Here is a 19,324-nt window from a genome sequence, read left to right as displayed (position 1 = left end):
AAAAACAAAAAAAGAGGTTGGCTTTGGGGCCAACCTCCAAATTAATTATGGTGCTTCACAAGTTCCAAATACCACCAGCAGGCTTCGGTTAGTCTATTGGCTTCGGAGTGAAATGCACTTGATTTGTACTCTTTGTGAAATGCTTGAAGGACAACTTCGATTACAGGAATATTTAAATCCTCTTTATCCTGTAATAACGCCAAAAGTCCCTTGGAAAGTTGCTTTAATGATGTAGATTCCTTGGATTTTTGAACAATCTTGTTGAACTCATCCAATTCCTCCAACAGCTTGTCGATATCGAGACCATGATCATGGTTACGCTCATCGGCATTCAGAAAATAAAGAGACTGAACGTCAAAAATATGTTCATTTCTTTGGTGCATTGTTCTTAATATCACTTCGATGTACGTTAATACTTTTGGAACAACTTCGCTCCAAACCGGTTTTTGAGTATTTAGACTTCTTGAGGTGTTGGCGATCTGATGTAGTATGCCATAGCACAATATTGCACCTTCGTTGGCGTATAAGCTGATGTCTTTTCCATACACCTGAATCAAGCGTGTAGACAGCCAGTTTAGATGCACTTTAGCCAGTTTAGCTGAGTTGATCTCTCCGGCGTAAAAACCAGTCCAATACAATTCCCACACTCGCTCTTTGTCAGGTCCAGACATGGGAATGGCAATCTGATCAACAAGCAGAGCATAATCCGAAGTATAATGATTTTGTTCAAGTTCCTTGCGAATGAAAACATCCTCCTGCATACGCTGATCAATAATCGAATATAAACAGTCTTCTTTCGAACTGAAGAATTTGTAGAATGTACCTTTGGATACACCTGATTGATCCAGGATCATCTGGATTGTTGTATTTGCATAGCTATGCTCTAAAAATAGTGCAAGTGCTGTTTCCAATAAACTTTGTTTACGACTACTCATTTTCCATCATCGCCCCAGGTTTTTATCTGATTTTAACATTCATTCCTCAGGAGTTGAAGCATTGGTTCATAGTATAGCCGTCATATAAAATATTTGCACAATGGGTAAATTTGCACAATGAGCAACTTGTTGTTATGATAAACCTCACAAAGTACATATTCAGTAAGTGTGCTCTTCTTAAAAAAAACAAACCATAGTCATTGGTATTGGAGGTGAACGCATAAGCGGAGAATAATGATCAAACGAAACTTGCGACATTTGAAGAAAGAAGCAACTGAAAAAGCACTTGCTAGTGCTGCATTTGAACTTACCCTTGAACATGGGCTTGATGGCTTTACGGTCGAAGATATTGTGCATCAGGTGGGTTGTTCACGTAGAACATTTGCTAACTACTTCACATGTAAAGAAGAAGCTGTAGCAAGAGGCGCAATATCCGTTCAGAATACAACGGAACTCGAAGAGTTACTTACCAAAATGCCCGACAACGTCTCCTTGCTTGACGTACTGTATAACCTGATCAAGATGCAGCTTACAACAGAACTAATTGGAAGACTTCATCAGTTGCTCTCACTATCCCAGACTTATCCCGTACTTGAACCGCATTACCTTGGAGCCATGCACCGGATGCAGACGCAGGCACAAGATACCTTATTAGACTTATCTAACGGGAAGTATGACGAGATCTATACTTATCTTTTGATCAACGCACTATATGGAACAATACTGCCATTAATTGATGGAAGACTTAATGTGTTACTACCCGGACAAGTCATTACTGAGGATACCAAGCCCGGTGCTTTAACATTCGATCAATTTTTGGAAACGACGTTTAGTCATTTGCGGGCGGGATTCGAACATGCCAACCATCCACATTCATCATAGAGGGAGTGTAAAATAGAGAAATGTCTACATTATTATACAGAGTGGGGAAAACCGCTTTTAGCAAACCTGCAACCTTCATCATTGGCTGGGTTTTAATTCTGGGAATTGTCATCTCCATGATCAGCATCAATGGTATTCACATCAGTTCTGAAATGAAGATTGAAGGCACAGAGTCACAGAAGGTTCTGGATCAATTAGCAAAAGAATTGCCAGCCGCCTCCGGCGGTCAAGGAAGTGTTGTGTTCAAGGCACCGGACAACGAGCGTTTGGATACGCCTGAACGTTTGGCTGCCATGATGAAAGGTGTTAATGAAGTTTACGCATTAGACAAAGTCCTTAACCCTGCCGATTATGCAGCTGAAGCGAGTAATTCAGGGGCTTCTGCAGAGATGGCTCAGAATGCTCAGTCTGCGGGTGCAGCTCAATCCGCAACAACCACGCCTCCTCCCTATGGACCTTTGATGGTGGATGGTGTTCCTGTACCTGGTATGCTGATCTCTTCAGACGGTAGTATTGCACTGTTCCAGTTCCAATTTACAATCGAGCAGTCTGCCATCACGCAGGATATATTTGATTCCGTTATTCAATCCGTTATGACGGTAGAGAAAGGAACCAACATTACGGTCTTGCCAGGCGAAACGCTCAAAGCGGTATCGATTGGGGTCGGCTCCGCAGAGATTGTTGGACTGGTCATTGCTGTAATCGTATTGTTGATCACCCTCGGCTCCGTCGTTGCAGCAGGTCTGCCTCTGATCACTGCATTACTGGGTGTTGCGATCGGAGTAGGTGGAGCATTCTCAATCTCCAAATTCATCGAAATGCCAAGTGTCACTTCCGTCCTGGCTCTCATGGTTGGATTGGCTGTTGGAATCGATTACGCTCTCTTCATTGTTAATCGTCAACGTCGAATGATCATTGATCAAGGCTTGAGCGCAAAAGAAGCAACAGCCAGAGCCATTGGTACATCGGGCAGCGCAGTATTTTTTGCCGGGTTAACCGTCATTATTGCACTGTGCGGTATGCTTGTCATCGGTCTCACATTCTTGTCTACGATGGCTTTGGTCGCAGCTGCCACCGTGCTAATCAACGTATTCGTTGCTTTAACCCTGTTGCCGGCTTTGCTGGGATTGGTAGGAGAACGCATCTGTTCCGCCAAAGCTCGTGAGAAAAGCAAGAAACATCCTAAAGCCGCTAGTCACGGAGTTGCGGATAGATGGGTGAAATTCATTATCAAGAATCGTTGGGCTACCATTATCGCGATTATCGTTATTCTTGGTTTTGCCGCGACACCTATCACCAAAATGGAAATGGGTATCCCTGGCGCTTCCTCAGCGAATCTCGATACGGACGCAAGACAGAGCTATGATGCTATCTCGGAAGGCTTCGGAGAAGGATTCAACGGACCACTTATTCTGGTCGCAGAGCCTAATCAATCTTCTGCAAAAGTCACGCCGGAACTCTTGGGTGGTCTGATGATGGAGCTGCAAGATCAGAATAACGTAGCACAGGTTACACCGCTTGGTATGACAGAAGATTTGGCTATCTTTAGTCTCATTCCAAAAACAGGTCCTAACGATACGCTCACTAAAACAATGGTCAGTGATCTGCGCTCGGCTGATTCGAGTATCGCACAGACCTATGATGTGAAGCTTGGGGTTACTGGTCTTACGGCTGTTAACATTGATATGTCTGCCAAATTGGCGCAGGTATTCCCTATTTATGTAGGCATTATAATCCTGCTATCGCTGATCATCCTGTTACTTGTATTCCGTTCGATCATCGTTCCTATCAAAGCTACAATTGGCTTCCTGCTTAGTATCCTGGCCACATTCGGGATTACGACTGCTGTATTCCAATGGGGTTGGCTGCATTCGCTCTTTGGTTTCGATACTGGCGGCCCGTTGCTGAGCTTTATGCCGATCATCGTGACAGGTATTTTGTATGGCCTCGCGATGGACTATCAAGTCTTCCTTGTTAGCTCTATGCGGGAATCATATGTCCACGGTCATCGCGGGACCGAATCCGTCGTTCATGGGTACAATCAGGTCAGTCGTGTGGTTGTTGCCGCAGCAGTGATCATGGTCTCTGTATTTGCAGGATTTATATTCACTGATGATGTCATGATCAAGCAGATTGGTTTCACCTTGGCGGTAGGCATTCTGATTGATGCTTTCATCATCCGTATGGGCTTGGTTCCAGCCATCATGGCTATTTTCGGAGATAAAGCTTGGGCACTTCCGAAATGGCTGGATCGCATTCTGCCAAATCTGGATGTTGAAGGCGAGAAGCTGATTGCTTCCCTGAATGCTGAAGAGCATGCCAACACGAAGTCTGGATTAAAATAATCATTCCACTACAATGGTAATACCAGGATTACTCATCACGACTACATTCACCAATACAAAGACCTCCTCTGTTTTTATAAACAGGAGGTCTTTTTTCTTCTTAACATTTTATGCGATGATGTCTTCAATATGGATAGTATAGCGTGGGGATTTAGCAGCATGAACAAACGCCTCAAATAACTTCTGACTGTAGTCATCTACTTTATAGCTGTACTCTGGATGCCACTGCACAGCCAAAACAAATGAACGGTTTGGCATGACCACGGATTCAACGAGTCCATCTTCAGCGACTGCCACGGCAGTTAACTTATCCGATAACATCTTGAGTCCCTGATGGTGGTAGCTGTTCACTTTTATCGTATCGGTTTGCAAAATATCGTATAGGATATTATTTCCCTCGATATGTACATCATGTACAAGATCTGTATACGGCGGACTTTGCTTATGATTAACGATCTTGTTCCCATGAAGTTGAAGGTTAGTCGGAATGTCTTGATATAACGTTCCACCCAACATAACGTTAAATAGCTGTAGTCCACGGCATATGCCAAACGCAGGCTTATCTAGCTCAATTACATTTTGTAATAATATCGACTCCATCATATCGCGTTCAATACACAACTCTCCACAGGTAACCTCAGCATGCTCATGATACAGCTCAGGATTGAGATCATGTCCCCCGGTGAACAGGAACCCATCGAACTGATTAGCCAACGTTGCTATGATCTCGGTATCCGTTGTCAAAGGCAGCATAATTGGAATCCCACCTGCTCCTTCTATGGCGTTCATATAATCTGGAAGCATCCAGTAACTTTTTTTGTCCGTATCATACAAAGGCAGTACACCGATCATGGGCTTTTTCATGGCTTTACCTCCCAGCTTTTCATTCATTCTATCAGATCTCTTCATATATAAATTCACTGAATTATTGCATTATCCTACCTCCATCATCTACGAACCCGTTTCATCCGGAATGTTGGAAAGGATATGAGGAGGAGGAGGAGTGCTCAAGTGATCACATTCTTACTAATCTCTCTAAATGCAAAAAGGCGCTCCATTTGGGGAGCGCCTGGTGCTTTACATATCTCTTTACATATTTCCTTACACATTTACTTACTTCTACTCTAGAGCTTAAACCGGCGAACCAATTCTTGCATGTTCTCAGCTGTTTTGGATAGCTGTGCAGATGATGCCGATATCTCCTGCATTGCCGCCATTTGCTCTTGGGCTGCTGCTGAAGTTGTCTGAGCACTGTCAGCCGACACTTTAGAGATGTGACTCATCGTGGCAACTGTAGCCGAGACTTCTTCCGTACTGGCTGACAACTGTTCGGAGACAGTGGAAATATCCTGAATTTGATCCACGATATGTGTTGTATACTGTTCAATATTCGATATGGTTGCTGAAGCTTCTTGGCTGATCCGGATTCCTTCACCAACTTGATTACGAACTTTATCATTCATAAGAGACGTGGATTTGGCAATCAGATCAAGCATTTTACCAATGGTAGCGCCAATCTCGTCCGCACTTTGTTTGGATTGCATCGATAACGTTCGTACCTCGCCTGCAACGACAGCAAAACCTTTTCCATGCTCTCCTGCTCTTGATGCTTCAATAGAGGCATTCAGTGATAGAAGATTGGTTTGCCGAGAGATATCCGCGATCGCTTCATTCATTCGATTGGCTTCGGCAGACAGACTGGACAGCTCATTAATCAATGCCGAGGTTTCTTCAACAGCTCCGAGAATATGTTCCATTTGTTCTCCGACCTGGTTAATGGTTTTGCCACCATTAGCAACAGCGCGCTCCGTCTCTTCAGCCGAATCTACAATCGCACTCGCAGATTCTGCAATTGTACTGATGCCTCTCGCCATCTCTTCGACTGCATTTGCTGTCTGTTCCGAATTTTCCGCTCCAACGATAGCTGACTCCGCAGTCTGTTGCATGGTTACAGCCACATGTTGTACCGATTGGGTCGTTTGTTCTGTACTCTCCTGAATCATCTGGGAAGAGTGACTTAACAACGATGACGTCTGATGAAGTTCGGCAACCACCGATTGAAGTGAAATGGTCATCTGGTCAAAATCATTGGCCAATATGCCAAATTCATTTTCAGTTTTAAGATTAACCCGTTCGGACAGATTCCCTTCGCTTACGCTGCGAGTGGCCTTTCGCAGTTTTTGCATAGGTACGATAAAAGATCTCAGGATGAAGAAAATAATTACACCAGCAATCAATACAGATATCGCAATGACGGTTAAACTCGATACCATGATGGGCTTCGCTGCGGCGATAAAGTCTTCATGGCCCATTAAAGCAATGACATTCCAACCCGTCAAAGCATTAACACCGTTATATACCTCCAGATCATACGCCAGATCCGTTCTGACAAATTGGGAAAATGCCATCGGTTCATCGGAACTTGAAGCCGTATTTGGATGGACTGGAATTCCCTCGATGAGTGCTCCGCCAAGCTCTCCTCCCCCACCGTTTACAATGGCACCGGACCAAGCCACGATGGTTCGATTGGAGTCCACCACAATCAGACTCCCATTACCTCCGACATCCACAATCGATATTTCATTTGCTAATCGCTCCAGATCAAGTTTAATACTTGCTACACCTTGTTTATTTGACAGAGCTTTTGAAATCTCTACATAAATCTTCCCGGATACCGAATCTTTCATAATACTCGAAAAATAGAGTGATCCATTGTTACTTATACCATTGGTGTACCATTCTGTGCTGCGTGGATCATATGTTGCATCCTCAATTGCTGGAGAAGATATAACACTGCCTTGGTCGTTGCCTACGGTTATGGCAATAATATCAGGGTATGTATCAGCTAACTGGTCGATTCCTACTTGTATTACTTCGTTGTTCGCCTGACTGGGATCGGAGCCATACATGCTGTCTATGTAACTCAACATTTCTGCTTTTTCCCCTACCAGATTGTTAATATGCTGTCCTGTCATCGTTAAAATTGTATTGATGGGATCTGTCATTTTTTGTTGCACCTGATCTTTGGCACTATGATACGAGAAATAACCGATAAGTGCAGTTGGGACAATAAGCACCGCAAGGAAAGCTGCAATGAGTCTAGTACTCATTAATCGTAAACCAGCTCCTCCTTTCTTATAAAATGACCTTTTTTTCTTTTTCTTTTCCAAAGTGAATCTTCCTCTCTTTATCCATTTTTGGTAGAATCAATCGGCAAGTAAACGCAAAAAAACCCATGTATATGCACACCCAAAGAAACTTTGAGCATGTATATACATAGGTATTGCCTGAATAAATTCAGTAACAAGCCGTATTTGTTTCGTATTATAACATAAATAAAAAGGGTTTGTTAGCTATGATTGGTTCTTTATACCAGACATCTGTTGTTTATAATCCGTAGGACTTAGCCCCGTATACTCTTTGAACACCTTCGAGAAATAGTGCTGATCGCTAAATGACAACAAATCGGATACTTCCTTAAACTTCATGTCGGGTTGACTTTCCATCAGTTTGACTGCCTCCTGAATGCGAAGCCGGGTGTAATACTGAACAAACGTAATTTGTGTTGCATTTTTGATCACTCTGCTGACGTACGACGGGCTAATATGAAACTTCATGGCAATGTCGTTGATAGATAATTGAGAGTATTTATTTAGTTTTACGTAATCGTCAATCTGTTCGAACAGGATCGCCTTGCTTTTTCGAACGTGGGATTGCAGCATATCGAAGCACTGTCCCGTCCATTCTGCCAGTTCCCTGCAAAAATCGGCATAGGACTGTGCCTGGGCGAATTGTCTTGACCGAAGCTCCAGACCCAATCTCATGCCCGACCCCTGTTCCTCGTACAGATGAGCAAACGTGTCTACGACCAAACCAATAAACCGATCCACCTCGGTCATATGTACATTATCCTCTGCCCATCGATTCAGCAATTCGGATAACTTAAGAGCAAACCGTTCTTTCTGCCGAGCCTGTATCATCTGTACAAAAGCAGATTCCTGCACCGGATCCAGACAGCCTGTCTCAGATCTGGCCATCGACACCGGATTACCGGTATCCAGCACTATTCCTTGTTTCAACCGTTGCTGCTCAGACAAAATGGACGACATGCGGTGATAGAGCTCCGGCAGATTACCAGACTCAGCGAATAGAAGTTGTCCTCCAATGATCGCATCGATGTCATGCGCAACCAAATGCCGTCGCATCGATTCAAGACACTCATGTACGGAAGAGTACACCTCAAGTGCACTCTTATTGACAAAAGCGATAAATTGATATGGGGTTTGACTAGTGTAAACACGACAAGGATGGAATGCAAAAAAATCCTGCACTATGCCCTCAAGTTCCACCTGCACCCATCGTTCATGCCCTGCGGTAAAAGGCTGTTTGCTCATAATAATCATCATCTGGCTGAATAAAGGCGGAAACTCCTCCCCTTGTTTGGGCGTAGTCTCACCTTGGGGATGAATGATTTCCTGCAAATCCAGCAGTTCCTTGGACATCTGTTGATCAAGTTGATCAATTACCCGACCCATGACTTCTTCAAGCGCCTCTCGCTCGACAGGTTTTAACAAATAGTCAAACACTTGCAGGTTCAATGCTTTTCTTGTGTATTCAAAATCGCTATAACCGCTAATCAAGATAACCTTCAGATCCGGGTTGGCAAGCTTGGCTTGCTCAATCAGGGACAGCCCATCCATTTTCGGCATTCGTATATCTGTCAACAGCAGATCAATCGGTGACTGCTTTATCGCTGCCAAGGCTTCCTCTCCATTCGTTGCCGTAGCCGTTACACGAATTGGGAAGCTCAGCGTCTCCAAGAGCATTTTAATATTACGTAATATCGGTTTGCTATCCTCAACGATCATCGCGTTATACATCGCCTATACCTCCTTGCTAGTAAAAATCCTTCGTCAGTGAGCCGATGATTTGAATCGTTGCTCCATGTTGCTCTTCCGCATGATTGTTAAATATATTAATAAAGAGCCGGTTGTTATACATTAGTTTGAGTCGATTGACACTGTTGATAATCCCCATGTTACCAAGGGCTGTTCCACGATTGGCAGTCTGGTTCATTCCAGAACCCGATGCCTGAATATTGGCTAAAATCTCCTGGATCTTATCCGGTGGAAAGCCCTCTCCGTTATCTTTGATCTCCAAAGCCCATAATCCGTTATATTGCTTCACGGTAATCTGGATACGCCAAGGCGGCGTAGTGTTGGCAAAGGCATGTTCAATGCAGTTTTCCACAAACGGCTGAATGACCAACCGCGGCAACCTGATATCGTTCGCCAGCTCGTCAGCACTGATGTCCCACTCCAGATCCTCTTCGTACTTTTGTTGTACAAGGGACAGATAATGTCTCGTATGTTGAAGCTCCTCAGCCAAAGTTACATGCGCGTATGGTGAAGAGACAATATAACGCAGACTGTCCGAAAGATGTTTGCACATATCCGATACAACTTTGGTCTTCCCCTCTTGGGCGGCAATACTGATCAGGTATAAGACATTATGAATAAAATGAGGTGCAATCTGGGCTTGCAGCGCCGAATTACGTGCCTTTACTTCTTCATGAAGCGCCGACTTTTCCCGGTCAATCGATTGCTGCAGCCTCTCCATCAGATCCTGAAAGGCTTCATTCAACAATGAGAGATCGTTATTCTTTGGCGTTTCATCCACTTTCAGATTCATATTGCTGTAGTTCATGCGCCAGATCTGACCACGTAGCTTGCGGATAGGCAGCAGCAGGTTACGTGTCGACAGGAAGATATACACAAACGAAACCAGCATCAGTGCTGTAATCAGCAGAATGGACATCGTCTGAACCGAATGGATCGAACCCAGAACAGATTTTTTGGGCGTTATGATATACGTGATCCAGCCTGTACTGGGTGATGTGGAATGCGTGATATAATTGTCGTTTTTGTCCACATCCAGTCCCTCGTCTGATGAAGGCTTTGTCCAATTGGCAAATGTCACACCCGTTTCCGAGCCGGTCATCTGCTCCCCTTGTTCATTCAGAATATAGACATCGCCAGCGGTAATGCCCTCCGTCAGATTCTGTATATAGGCCTGTTCCATCTGGATGCTAAGATAACCGTACACCTTGCCGTTCTGATCATTGATCGTGCGCACAAAGGAGATCGTATCGTCTTGACGCAGCAGAACAAAACCACTTTCCGTCCAATCTCGTCCGACCTGACTACTCTCCATCATGGTGTTCAGTATTGCGGGCGGATTGCCCGAACCCAGATATGTTGTCAGGAGAACACCGTGTTTGTCATAGATGGACATGTCTTTGATATTCATACTCGGCCCGATAGCCTGAAACATAATGTCTTTGATGATCCGAATCTGTTTCAGCCTTTCATAATTACTATGCGCAGAGGAGCTCTTGTCCATGGCTGCAAATATATTTTTGCTGGATAATATTCGCTGCGACATCTGGTTCTGTTGTTCTACGTAGAGATCAACTTGCTCTCTTACCTTCGTAGCTGTAACGAGCGTATCCTGCTCTGTTTTCAGTTTGAGCGGGCGGACAACAATCACATTCACATAAACGATAAAACAGCCCAGCACAAACAAAAGCAGAGCCAGAAATGTCAAAAACACCTTTGTCTGCAAACTGAATTGAGTTGCTTTATGTATGAGCTTTGCCATTCTCAGAGATGCCCTCCTGTTCTGACATGATGTGAAATCCCTTATATTCATGTCTACTCTATCACGGTATTTCATGAAATGATAGCGATTTCAAGTTCAGGATTTTACACATCAACGTTCAAGCACAGACATGTACCGGGGCGAGAAAAGAATCTATAATCGAATTTGTAAACGGATTCAATACACGTTTTAGAGGGGGATTTGCATTGAAAACAATAAAAAGAAAAAAGGCGTTTTCCATTATTCTGGCCAGTTTATTATCGGTCTCGTTAACGGCTTGTGGATCAGGAGGTACGGATTCCGGGACTGCTGCTGGCGGGGACAGCAAGAGTGGCAAAGTCACATTGGAGCTGGCAATCTCTAAAAGTTCTCAGGACTCTGCCTTCATCCAGCAGGACATTCTCGATGCATTCGAAAAACAAACGAACATTCGCGTCAATTTGCAGCTGATTCCAGCGGAACAAACAACAACTGTACTGCAAACCAAACTGGCTGTAGATGAGACGCCTGACATTATTCAGTACAATCTGGCGAGCGCAGTCACGGACCTGAACCTTGAACGTAACTTCGAGATTCTGGACAACGAGCCTTGGGCGAGCAGAATTGTGAACAAAGACGTCCTCTCTTCAGGTGGCCATCTCTACAGCTTCCATGTCAGCCAAGATACAGGGATGCAAGGGGTCGTTTATAACAAACAAATCTTTGAAGAACTCGGGTTGTCCATTCCAACGAACTACGAAGAATTCCTGGCGATCTGTGAAAAAATCAAAGCAAGTGGCATTACACCTGTATTCATGCCTTACAAAGATGCCTGGGCTGCCAACATCTGGCCTGCAGCAGCTTTTGCCGATTTTGTAGCCAAAAATGAACCGACTTTTTTTGATGAGTTGAACAGCAATAAGAAAAAATGGTCTGATATCCCGGAATTCAAAACTTTCCTGGAACAACAATATGAAATTTACACCAAGGGATACACCAACACCGATGTACTTAGCGACAGCTATGACATGGCTGTAGGTAAATTCCTGAACAAGGAAGTAGCCATGATGTTTATGGGCGATTGGTTAATTGAAGGCGTGGCCGAGCAAGATCCAAATATGGAACTGGGCGTATTCCCGATTCCATCGTCGGATAATGCCAGTCTCGGTGCAAGTCCACTCGGAGGACAACTGTTCATTCCGAAGAAATCCAAACATTTGGATGAGGCGAAGCAGTTCCTGGACTATATCGCTTCCAAAGATGTTGCACAACAGATCGTGGATTCCAAAGGATACGTATCCAATTTCAGTGACGTTACTACACCGGAACTGCCAGCTTACAAACAGGATATTGTAGACAATTATATTACGCCGAAGAAAACCGTGCTGACAACGGACGCATACATGCTGGTTGATCGCAGCGAACTGTACCGATTATTGCAGGATCAGTTTGCAGGCGGATTGTCACCGGAAGAAGTACTGAAATCCTGGGATGAGAAGTTCAGTCAGCTGATGCAGGATAAAGGTGTAGAAGGTTTCTAAAGAGTGAAATATAAGGCAGCATAACAGGATCGACCGTTATGCTGCCTAGCTATAACGGAGTGTGAGACATGAAAAGGACTAAAAATTTGTATTCGTATTACATGATATTTCCCGCACTGATCATCTACTCCATCTTTTTCGTTGTGCCTGCTCTCGCCGCTTTCTATTACTCATTCACGGATTGGCGGCTGGATCGGCTGGAGTTGAAGTTCATCGGGTGGGATAATTTCCAGAAAATTTTCTCGGACAAAACGCTTATTCTGGCGCTGAAAAACACGGCGATATTTGCAATCGTCACTGTCGTGGGCAAAAACGTTATCGGTCTATTGCTGGCTGTAGGACTTAACATGCGATTAAGAACGAAGAACCTGCTACGTGCCATCTTCTACTCTCCTTCCATACTCAGCATTCTTGTGATCAGCATTCTGTTCACTCCCATGTTGCGTACCGAAGGTACGATTAACAATCTATTGGAATCTGTAGGGTTACATTCGTTAAGCCAAGCTTGGCTGACCAACCCATCAATTGTGATCTGGACGATTGCCATCGTCTCGATCTGGCAGAGTGCAGGGTTCCAGATGGCCATCTATCTGGCGGGCCTGCAGTCCATTTCTCAAGAGTATTACGAGGCCGCCAAGATTGATGGCGCAAGCTCGTGGAGAAGTTTTTTCAAAATCACACTACCACTCTTGCTGCCCGCGATTAACATTAACTTGATGTTGACCTTGATCGGTGGACTCAAAGTATTCTCCGAAGTATATGTCATGACCGGTGGTGGCCCGGGTAACGCTTCACAGGTCGTAGGTACGATCATTCTGCGATCTTTCGGCGAAGGCAACTGGGGACTTGGTACCGCGGTCAACACTCTACTGTTCGTGGTCGTTACCATTATCGCTATACCGCTATTGATCTTCATGCGGCGTAAGGAGGTTACGGAATAACATGGGCTATACACGCAAACTCGCCATCCGCAACTATATCGTGGAAGGTTTCCTGATTCTGGCCTCTCTTATCGTTCTGTTGCCGCTTGTCATTCTGATCTTTGGTTCATTCAAAACCAGCGCCGAAGTGCTTAGCTTCTCCCTGAGTTTTCCGGAAACATGGCAGTTCTCGAACTATGTTCGTGTCTTCCAGGAAGGCGGTCTGTCGCGAGCGTTCTTCAACAGCATTTTGATTACTGGCGTATCTTCCATTATTAATATCGTTGCCTCTTCGGCAGCGGCATTCATTCTGGCACGTCGGGAAACCAAACTATCCGGTACGATCTACATGTATTTCTTCATGGGACTGATTGCACCCATGTCGATTATTACGACCATTCGTGTTGTACAGGGATTGGGATTCTACGGCAGCATCACAAGTGTTATCCTGATCTACGCCGCGTTAAATACAGCCTTCAGTGTCTTCTTGTATAGTGGATTTATCAAAACCATTCCACGAGCGCTGGACGAAGTGGCATTTCTGGAAGGAGCAAGTGTGTTCGGGGTGTTCTTCCGCATCGTCACGCCGCTCATCCTGCCCGTTAACGCAACGGTAGCCATCATGGTGTTCATGTCCGTATGGAATGACATCACGATTCCGGTGTACTTCCTGACAGACAGTTCCACCTGGACGATGCCACTGTCGATCTACAATTTCTACGGCAAATATAGCCGGGACTGGAACCTGATCTTCGCTAATCTCGTGCTTACTTCCCTGCCTGTATTCATCCTGTATCTATTCGGGCAAAAATATATCGTCAGCGGCCTTACTGCCGGTGCAGTTAAAGGTTAAACCTCATATTCTCACCGTTCTTGAAGGAATGGAATTGGAGAATTCATGACGTACTCAACCCCCACCTATCTGGTGGGGGTTGCTTTATTTATAGCGTGAAAATGCATCTACACCTCTTTATTTTTGAAACAATTGCGGGTAAAGGGCAGCAACACCACCAGCAAGACCCTGTTGTACATTCCGGCTGGTATCATCAGCAATAATCTCGTAGAGATCCGCTTCGATGGAATCTATTGCAATTTTGGCAATATCCGTTGGACTCGTTTTTGGTGCATCGATACCTGCCGTCATATCCGTATCCATGAACGCCACGTGCAATCCGGCAACACTAACGTTCTTAGGGGCTAATTCCAGACGTAATGCATTCGTAATTCCCCACTGAGCGGATTTTGCAGCTGAATATGCACCTGAGTTACCAAGGCTGAGCCAAGATAGAGCAGACAGGATATTCAGTATCGAACCGCCTCCATTCTTCTCTATCACCGGTGCAAACGCACGAATCATTGAAAGCGTACCGAATACATGTGTATTGAACTCCAAGTGAATATCGTTCAGCTCACCTGTGAGCAGAGAAGCACCTGTAGCGGAACCAGCATTATTGATTAGAAGGGTTACATCACTAGCTACCTCAGCTGCAGCCATGACAGATTGTGGATCAGTAATATCGAGTTGCAGTGGAATAGCCCCCGGCAGATCAATGGATTCAGGATTTCTTGCGCCAGCGTAAACTTTTGTTCCCCGCGCCAGCAATTCAAGAGCAAGTTCCTTGCCCAACCCTCGATTAGCCCCACTTACAATAGCAACTTGTTTGGAAATATTCATTTAATATTACTCCCTCTCATTGAGAATTTATTTATTTTCGAGCTGTTATGGGAATGATCATTCTCATAACTCCCAATAACAACTTATCACATCGGGAACGATCAGTAAAGAATAACTTTTATGATTCATATCTTCATAAAAAAAGGATGCCCGATAACCTTTGAAAAAAGGCTCCGAGCATCTTTCTTTGGTCCTTCATTGAGAATGGATTTACATATGGATTATGATTTTATGTCATACAGATTCGCAGGTAACGCCTGCACAAATGGTGACCAGTCACTCACTGTATATAGATGAAGTCGGTGCATGGCCCGTGTACATGCCGTATACAGAAGCTTGCGATCATATTCCTGGCTGTAATCAACGGGTGAAGCATCATAGACCAGGACAGCATCGAACTCAACGCCTTTCGCGAGGTACACAGGAATAACCATGATTCCTTTTTCGAAAATCTGTGTGTCCTTTGTTATGAGCTGCAACCCTTCGCCGCCTTGACTTTGCAACCTTTCATAGGCGTCACGGCTTTCAGCCGCGGTCTTCGTAATCACAGCGATGGAATCAAACCCCTCTGCCTTAAGCGCGGCAATGTCTGCGATAATCTGCGCACCACGCTGCTTTTCGTCCTTCAATCCTGTTAAAAGAGGCTTCTGATCTCCCCTTTCAAAGGGTCTGATCTCTTCTCCACCTGGTAACATCTGTCTCGTGAATTCAACAATCTCTTTGGTTGAGCGATAACTGCGTACGAGCCGTATCAATGTAGTATCGGCTTCTCCATATAGGTGAACCAATGGCGACTTGGACGCTGCTAACTCCGTAGCCTGCATAAAGATCGCTTGCCCGAAATCCCCCAGCACCGTCATGCGAGCACGAGGAAACAGTTTCTTCAGATATTCGTATTGAAACGCCGAATAATCCTGGCCTTCATCGACAAAGACATAACGAATCTCTGTGTTCGTCCGGACGCCTTCGATCATCTCTTTTACATATAAATACGGAGTAGCATCCTCATGGAACAGCTTGTTCTGAAGGATCATGGCTTTGGTCTGTTTACAAATCTCAGGCCAGTGCTGTGGGGGGGGTGCCCCATTCGTTTGTTCCCCATAAGCGGCTTCATCTACAAATAGTTGTTCGTATATCCCTTTCACATCCACGAACTGGAATTTCCGAACACTCTTTCTTAAAGGTTTAAACATGTCTTTCACCAGTTTCTGACGAAGCAACTCCTCTTCCCGCACTCCAAAGTTAAAGGCACCCTCATCTTGCTCTGCGCTGTTATTACCGTTATCTCGTGCTGCGTATTTTTCCGCTACATCGAACACAGGCTTTTCTTTGTGCAGCATGCGGAAAGCTTCCACATACTCATCCGTGTCCAGATAATTCAATTCCTCCTGAACCCAGTCTGCTTCCCGTTCCAGACGTTCCAGCGAGACAAGTTCTCTCAACAACCATTCCTGCAAAAGAAGAATACGGTTGGACAAGGTAAGATTTTGATCCAAACTGTAAAATTGAGTCTTAATTCGGTCCGCAGTGATGAATTCACGTCCCCGAAATTGAATCCCGTTAAACCGCATCCCCTCTCTTCCTAACCACTTACCGTAGTTTTGGAGCACTTGCAGGAATGTCTCGGAAGCTTTGTACTTAATCGCCTCCAGACGAGCTTCATATCCCGGATCATTCTGAGCTGTCAGCACATATTCAATCTGATCAAAGGCATCCTCTGGTCGTAAGGAGGAATCCAACCAATAATTCAGATATTCCTGGAAAGTTGTCTGCTGCATGTTCTCTTCGCCAAGTTCCGGAAGCACGGTGGAAATATAACTGGTAAACATCGGATTCGGCGAGAAAAGCACAATCTGATCTGCTTTGACGGTCTGGCGGTGTTTGTATAGTAAGTAGGCCACTCGCTGTAACGCAGCTGACGTCTTGCCACTGCCAGCTGCCCCTTGAACGATAAGCATTCGGCTTCGGTCATCACGGATAATGGCGTTTTGTTCCTTCTGGATTGTTGCTACGATGCTCTTCATTTGTGAGTCTGCACCCTTGGCGAGCACTTGCTGCAACAATTCGTCACCAATCGTCTCAGTTGAATCAAACATGCTATGAAGTTGCCCATGTTGAATCTGGAATTGACGCTTGAGCTCCATCTTTCCGTCGATTCGTCCTGAAGGTGTGTCATAACTTGCTGGTCCGGGAGAGTGATCATAGTACAGACTCGCAATTGGCGTACGCCAGTCATAGATTAGAAAGTTCAATCCATCTTCATCCATGAAGGATGATACGCCGATGTAGATCTGTTCCGTCAATGTCATGCCTTTTTCCTTATAGTCGAAACGGCCAAAATACGGCGTTGGAAGCAGTCTCTTTGTATTTTTCCATTGTTGTGTTAACAGCTTGTGCCCGCGCTCCCTCTCGGCCAACACTCTGGACTGCTGATTAATGGTATAAAATGCATCTTCAAAATCCGTGTACGAACCCGTATTAATCGTCACTTCTTCCCAAAAGCGTTTACGAATTTCGGCAGCCTGTTCATGCAGTCCTGCAACCTTCGGTTCTAACTCGTCGAGTCGTGCCTGAAGTTTGTTCCTCACCTGCACTAGTCGTTCCTCTTCCAACTTCCATTCCACTGTTTTATCCATGAATGAGTCCACTCCCTTTTCCATTTATTAGGACCAAAAAAAGAGCATTGACAAATCGGAATGTCGGATGTAAAATTAAATTAGGAGAAATAATGATTCATCCTTTACAATCAATAGAAATGTCAATTGCGCTATAGATTATATCATGGCTTTTTTTCACGTTCAATGCTTTTTTTCTGTTCTGTCTGAGTTGAACAATAATTTATATTAAATAAGATGTCCCTTGAGCTACACTGAGGGCATCTTTTTTTATGTCTCGGGCATGGTTCATACCCTGAATGTGGTAAGCTATACACCCCTTTATAAATTCGATAAAATGAACGAAACATGAAACATGAGTTGATGTTTTGGGAGGGATACATAAACATGAATATAGAACCTGTGGAGGACCGTTGTCCTGTTGAGTTTGCAGTCAATATGATTGGTGGGAAATGGAAGCTATTAATTATAAATCGGCTCATCCTCCATTCAACAATTCGATTCAATGAATTGCAAAAAATGCTTGACCCCATTACGCATCGCACGTTAACCAGGCAATTACGAGAACTTGAAGAAGCTGGTTTGATAAACCGTGTTACCCACCCTGTAGTTCCACCTAAAGTCGAATATTCCCTTACAGAAAAAGGACAAAGCCTGACTTCGATCTTGTTTCAGCTAGGTGATTGGGGATCAAAACATATGTAAAACGCCTTCCCATAGTATCTCAAGGGATACTTTATATCATTAATGTGCGTACTTACGCTCCTATTCTAAATCCGTTATGCTGAAGTCAATGCTGAGTGTTAACTCATCCATTCCAATGACATATTGAAAGGAAGTTATTGACCACCATGACACAGAATGATCGATTTTTAGTATATGGAGCATCGGGATCCCAAGGCGGCGCTGTCGCTCAATTACTCGTTCAACACGGTTTTGAGGTTCGCACGATTACTCGAAATGAGGAAACAGCCAAAACATTAAAGGAACAAAACATTGAAGCTTTCATCGGGGATCTATCAGATGTAGAACAGCTCCATACGGCGCATGAAGGTGTAAGTAAAGTATTCCTAAACCTGCCGGTGGAGTTCAATCCGGATAAGATCAGACAATATACCAAAAATGCAATTGATGCTGCTATACAGGCAAACGTTAAATTGATTGTAGTTAACACGGGTACCTATGTTCCTGACCCTATCACCCATTCCAAAGGAATTGAATTGAAACGTGAAGTTATCCATGAATTGCAGCAAAGTGGTCTTCCATATATCATTGTGGAACCCATTGTATACTTGGAAAACTTCCTGATTCCCGGAATACTGAACAATGGCGTTTTGGCCTACCCGGTACCAGCAGACAAGCCGATCTCCTGGATTAGCTTAAACGATGCAGCTCAATTCCACTATTATGCCTTGACTCATTCGGAATTGGCAGGAAGCATTATCCCAGCACCCGGATTAGAAGCCCTGACAGGTGCACAATTAGCGGAACAATTCAGTGCTGTATTAGGTGAAAAGATCAGCTTCATGTCTCTGCCTTTTGATCATTTTGAAGCAGCGATTCAGCCTTTGTTGGGAAGTGAGACAGCTGCAGGTCTTAAAGGATTGTACCAATGGATTGATGGGCATACAGATCTTCTTCCACGGTATCAAGAGTTGGATGATAACATCAAAGCCAATCTTAAATTAACCAAAATAAGCGATTGGATTCACCAAACAATGATTAAATAATATTTTATGAACAAGCCATTTGAATCTCCAACGGAGAAACGC

The 19,324-nt window shown here is 44.4% G+C and carries 14 protein-coding genes; 7 read left to right on the top strand and 7 right to left on the bottom strand.

Annotation, left to right across the window (positions count from 1 at the left end):
* Positions 1-41: 41 nt before the first annotated feature.
* Positions 42-935: a TetR/AcrR family transcriptional regulator gene (locus tag ACETMN_RS15100; RefSeq protein WP_091016357.1), complete on the bottom strand. Its 894-nt coding sequence runs from the start codon at positions 933-935 to the stop codon at positions 42-44.
* 258 nt (positions 936-1,193) lie between these two features.
* Between ACETMN_RS15100 and ACETMN_RS15095 the strand changes: the two genes are divergently transcribed.
* Both ACETMN_RS15095 and ACETMN_RS15090 read left to right on the top strand, forming a co-directional pair.
* Positions 1,194-1,817, top strand: coding sequence for a TetR/AcrR family transcriptional regulator (locus ACETMN_RS15095; RefSeq protein ID WP_411736298.1), 624 nt, complete (start codon positions 1,194-1,196; stop codon positions 1,815-1,817).
* 20 nt (positions 1,818-1,837) lie between these two features.
* Positions 1,838-4,162: an MMPL family transporter gene (locus tag ACETMN_RS15090; RefSeq protein WP_091016360.1), complete on the top strand. Its 2,325-nt coding sequence runs from the start codon at positions 1,838-1,840 to the stop codon at positions 4,160-4,162.
* 108 nt (positions 4,163-4,270) lie between these two features.
* On the opposite strand, the gene ACETMN_RS15085 is transcribed toward ACETMN_RS15090, so the two are convergent.
* The 4 genes from ACETMN_RS15085 to ACETMN_RS15070 all read right to left on the bottom strand — a co-directional run bounded on the left by ACETMN_RS15085 (position 4,271) and on the right by ACETMN_RS15070 (position 10,822).
* Complete coding sequence (locus ACETMN_RS15085) at positions 4,271-5,026, bottom strand: gamma-glutamyl-gamma-aminobutyrate hydrolase family protein (protein ID WP_091017689.1); 756 nt, start codon at positions 5,024-5,026, stop codon at positions 4,271-4,273.
* 260 nt (positions 5,027-5,286) lie between these two features.
* Positions 5,287-7,272 carry a methyl-accepting chemotaxis protein gene (locus ACETMN_RS15080; RefSeq protein WP_179198524.1) on the bottom strand — a complete coding sequence of 662 codons (1,986 nt, stop codon included), beginning with the start codon at positions 7,270-7,272 and terminating at the stop codon, positions 5,287-5,289.
* 243 nt (positions 7,273-7,515) lie between these two features.
* Positions 7,516-9,042 (bottom strand): response regulator, encoded by a 1,527-nt coding sequence (locus ACETMN_RS15075; protein ID WP_091016364.1) that lies wholly within the window; start codon positions 9,040-9,042, stop codon positions 7,516-7,518.
* A 16-nt stretch (positions 9,043-9,058) separates the two neighbouring features.
* Positions 9,059-10,822, bottom strand: a complete 1,764-nt coding sequence (locus ACETMN_RS15070) for a sensor histidine kinase (RefSeq protein WP_091016366.1) — start codon at positions 10,820-10,822, stop codon at positions 9,059-9,061.
* Positions 10,823-11,028: 206 nt separating this feature from the next.
* Between ACETMN_RS15070 and ACETMN_RS15065 the strand changes: the two genes are divergently transcribed.
* From ACETMN_RS15065 to ACETMN_RS15055, 3 genes are all read left to right on the top strand, one after another.
* Entirely contained in the window at positions 11,029-12,342 is a 1,314-nt protein-coding gene (locus ACETMN_RS15065) for an ABC transporter substrate-binding protein (protein WP_091016368.1), read from the top strand.
* 68 nt (positions 12,343-12,410) lie between these two features.
* A complete protein-coding gene (locus ACETMN_RS15060) occupies positions 12,411-13,283 on the top strand; it encodes a carbohydrate ABC transporter permease (RefSeq protein WP_036670879.1) in 873 nt (290 codons plus the stop codon).
* Between the two features lies 1 nt (position 13,284).
* Positions 13,285-14,115: a carbohydrate ABC transporter permease gene (locus tag ACETMN_RS15055; protein WP_017688542.1), complete on the top strand. Its 831-nt coding sequence runs from the start codon at positions 13,285-13,287 to the stop codon at positions 14,113-14,115.
* 117 nt (positions 14,116-14,232) lie between these two features.
* On the opposite strand, the gene ACETMN_RS15050 is transcribed toward ACETMN_RS15055, so the two are convergent.
* Both ACETMN_RS15050 and helD read right to left on the bottom strand, forming a co-directional pair.
* Positions 14,233-14,937 (bottom strand): SDR family oxidoreductase, encoded by a 705-nt coding sequence (locus tag ACETMN_RS15050; protein WP_036616036.1) that lies wholly within the window; start codon positions 14,935-14,937, stop codon positions 14,233-14,235.
* A gap of 221 nt (positions 14,938-15,158) precedes the next feature.
* Positions 15,159-17,573 (bottom strand): RNA polymerase recycling motor HelD, encoded by a 2,415-nt coding sequence (helD, locus tag ACETMN_RS15045; protein WP_091016370.1) that lies wholly within the window; start codon positions 17,571-17,573, stop codon positions 15,159-15,161.
* Positions 17,574-17,939: 366 nt separating this feature from the next.
* On the opposite strand from helD, the gene ACETMN_RS15040 reads away from it, so the two are divergent.
* Complete coding sequence (locus tag ACETMN_RS15040; protein WP_091016372.1) at positions 17,940-18,257, top strand: winged helix-turn-helix transcriptional regulator; 318 nt, start codon at positions 17,940-17,942, stop codon at positions 18,255-18,257.
* A 146-nt stretch (positions 18,258-18,403) separates the two neighbouring features.
* Positions 18,404-19,282 carry an SDR family oxidoreductase gene (locus ACETMN_RS15035; RefSeq protein WP_091016373.1) on the top strand — a complete coding sequence of 293 codons (879 nt, stop codon included), beginning with the start codon at positions 18,404-18,406 and terminating at the stop codon, positions 19,280-19,282.
* The last annotated feature ends 42 nt before the right edge of the window (positions 19,283-19,324 follow it).

Source organism: Paenibacillus sp. M2 (assembly GCF_046713495.1).
GTDB classification, from domain to species: domain Bacteria; phylum Bacillota; class Bacilli; order Paenibacillales; family Paenibacillaceae; genus Paenibacillus; species Paenibacillus amylolyticus_B.
The sequence above is the reverse complement of the archived record's forward strand: the minus strand, read 5'-3'. Positions and strand labels throughout refer to the sequence as shown.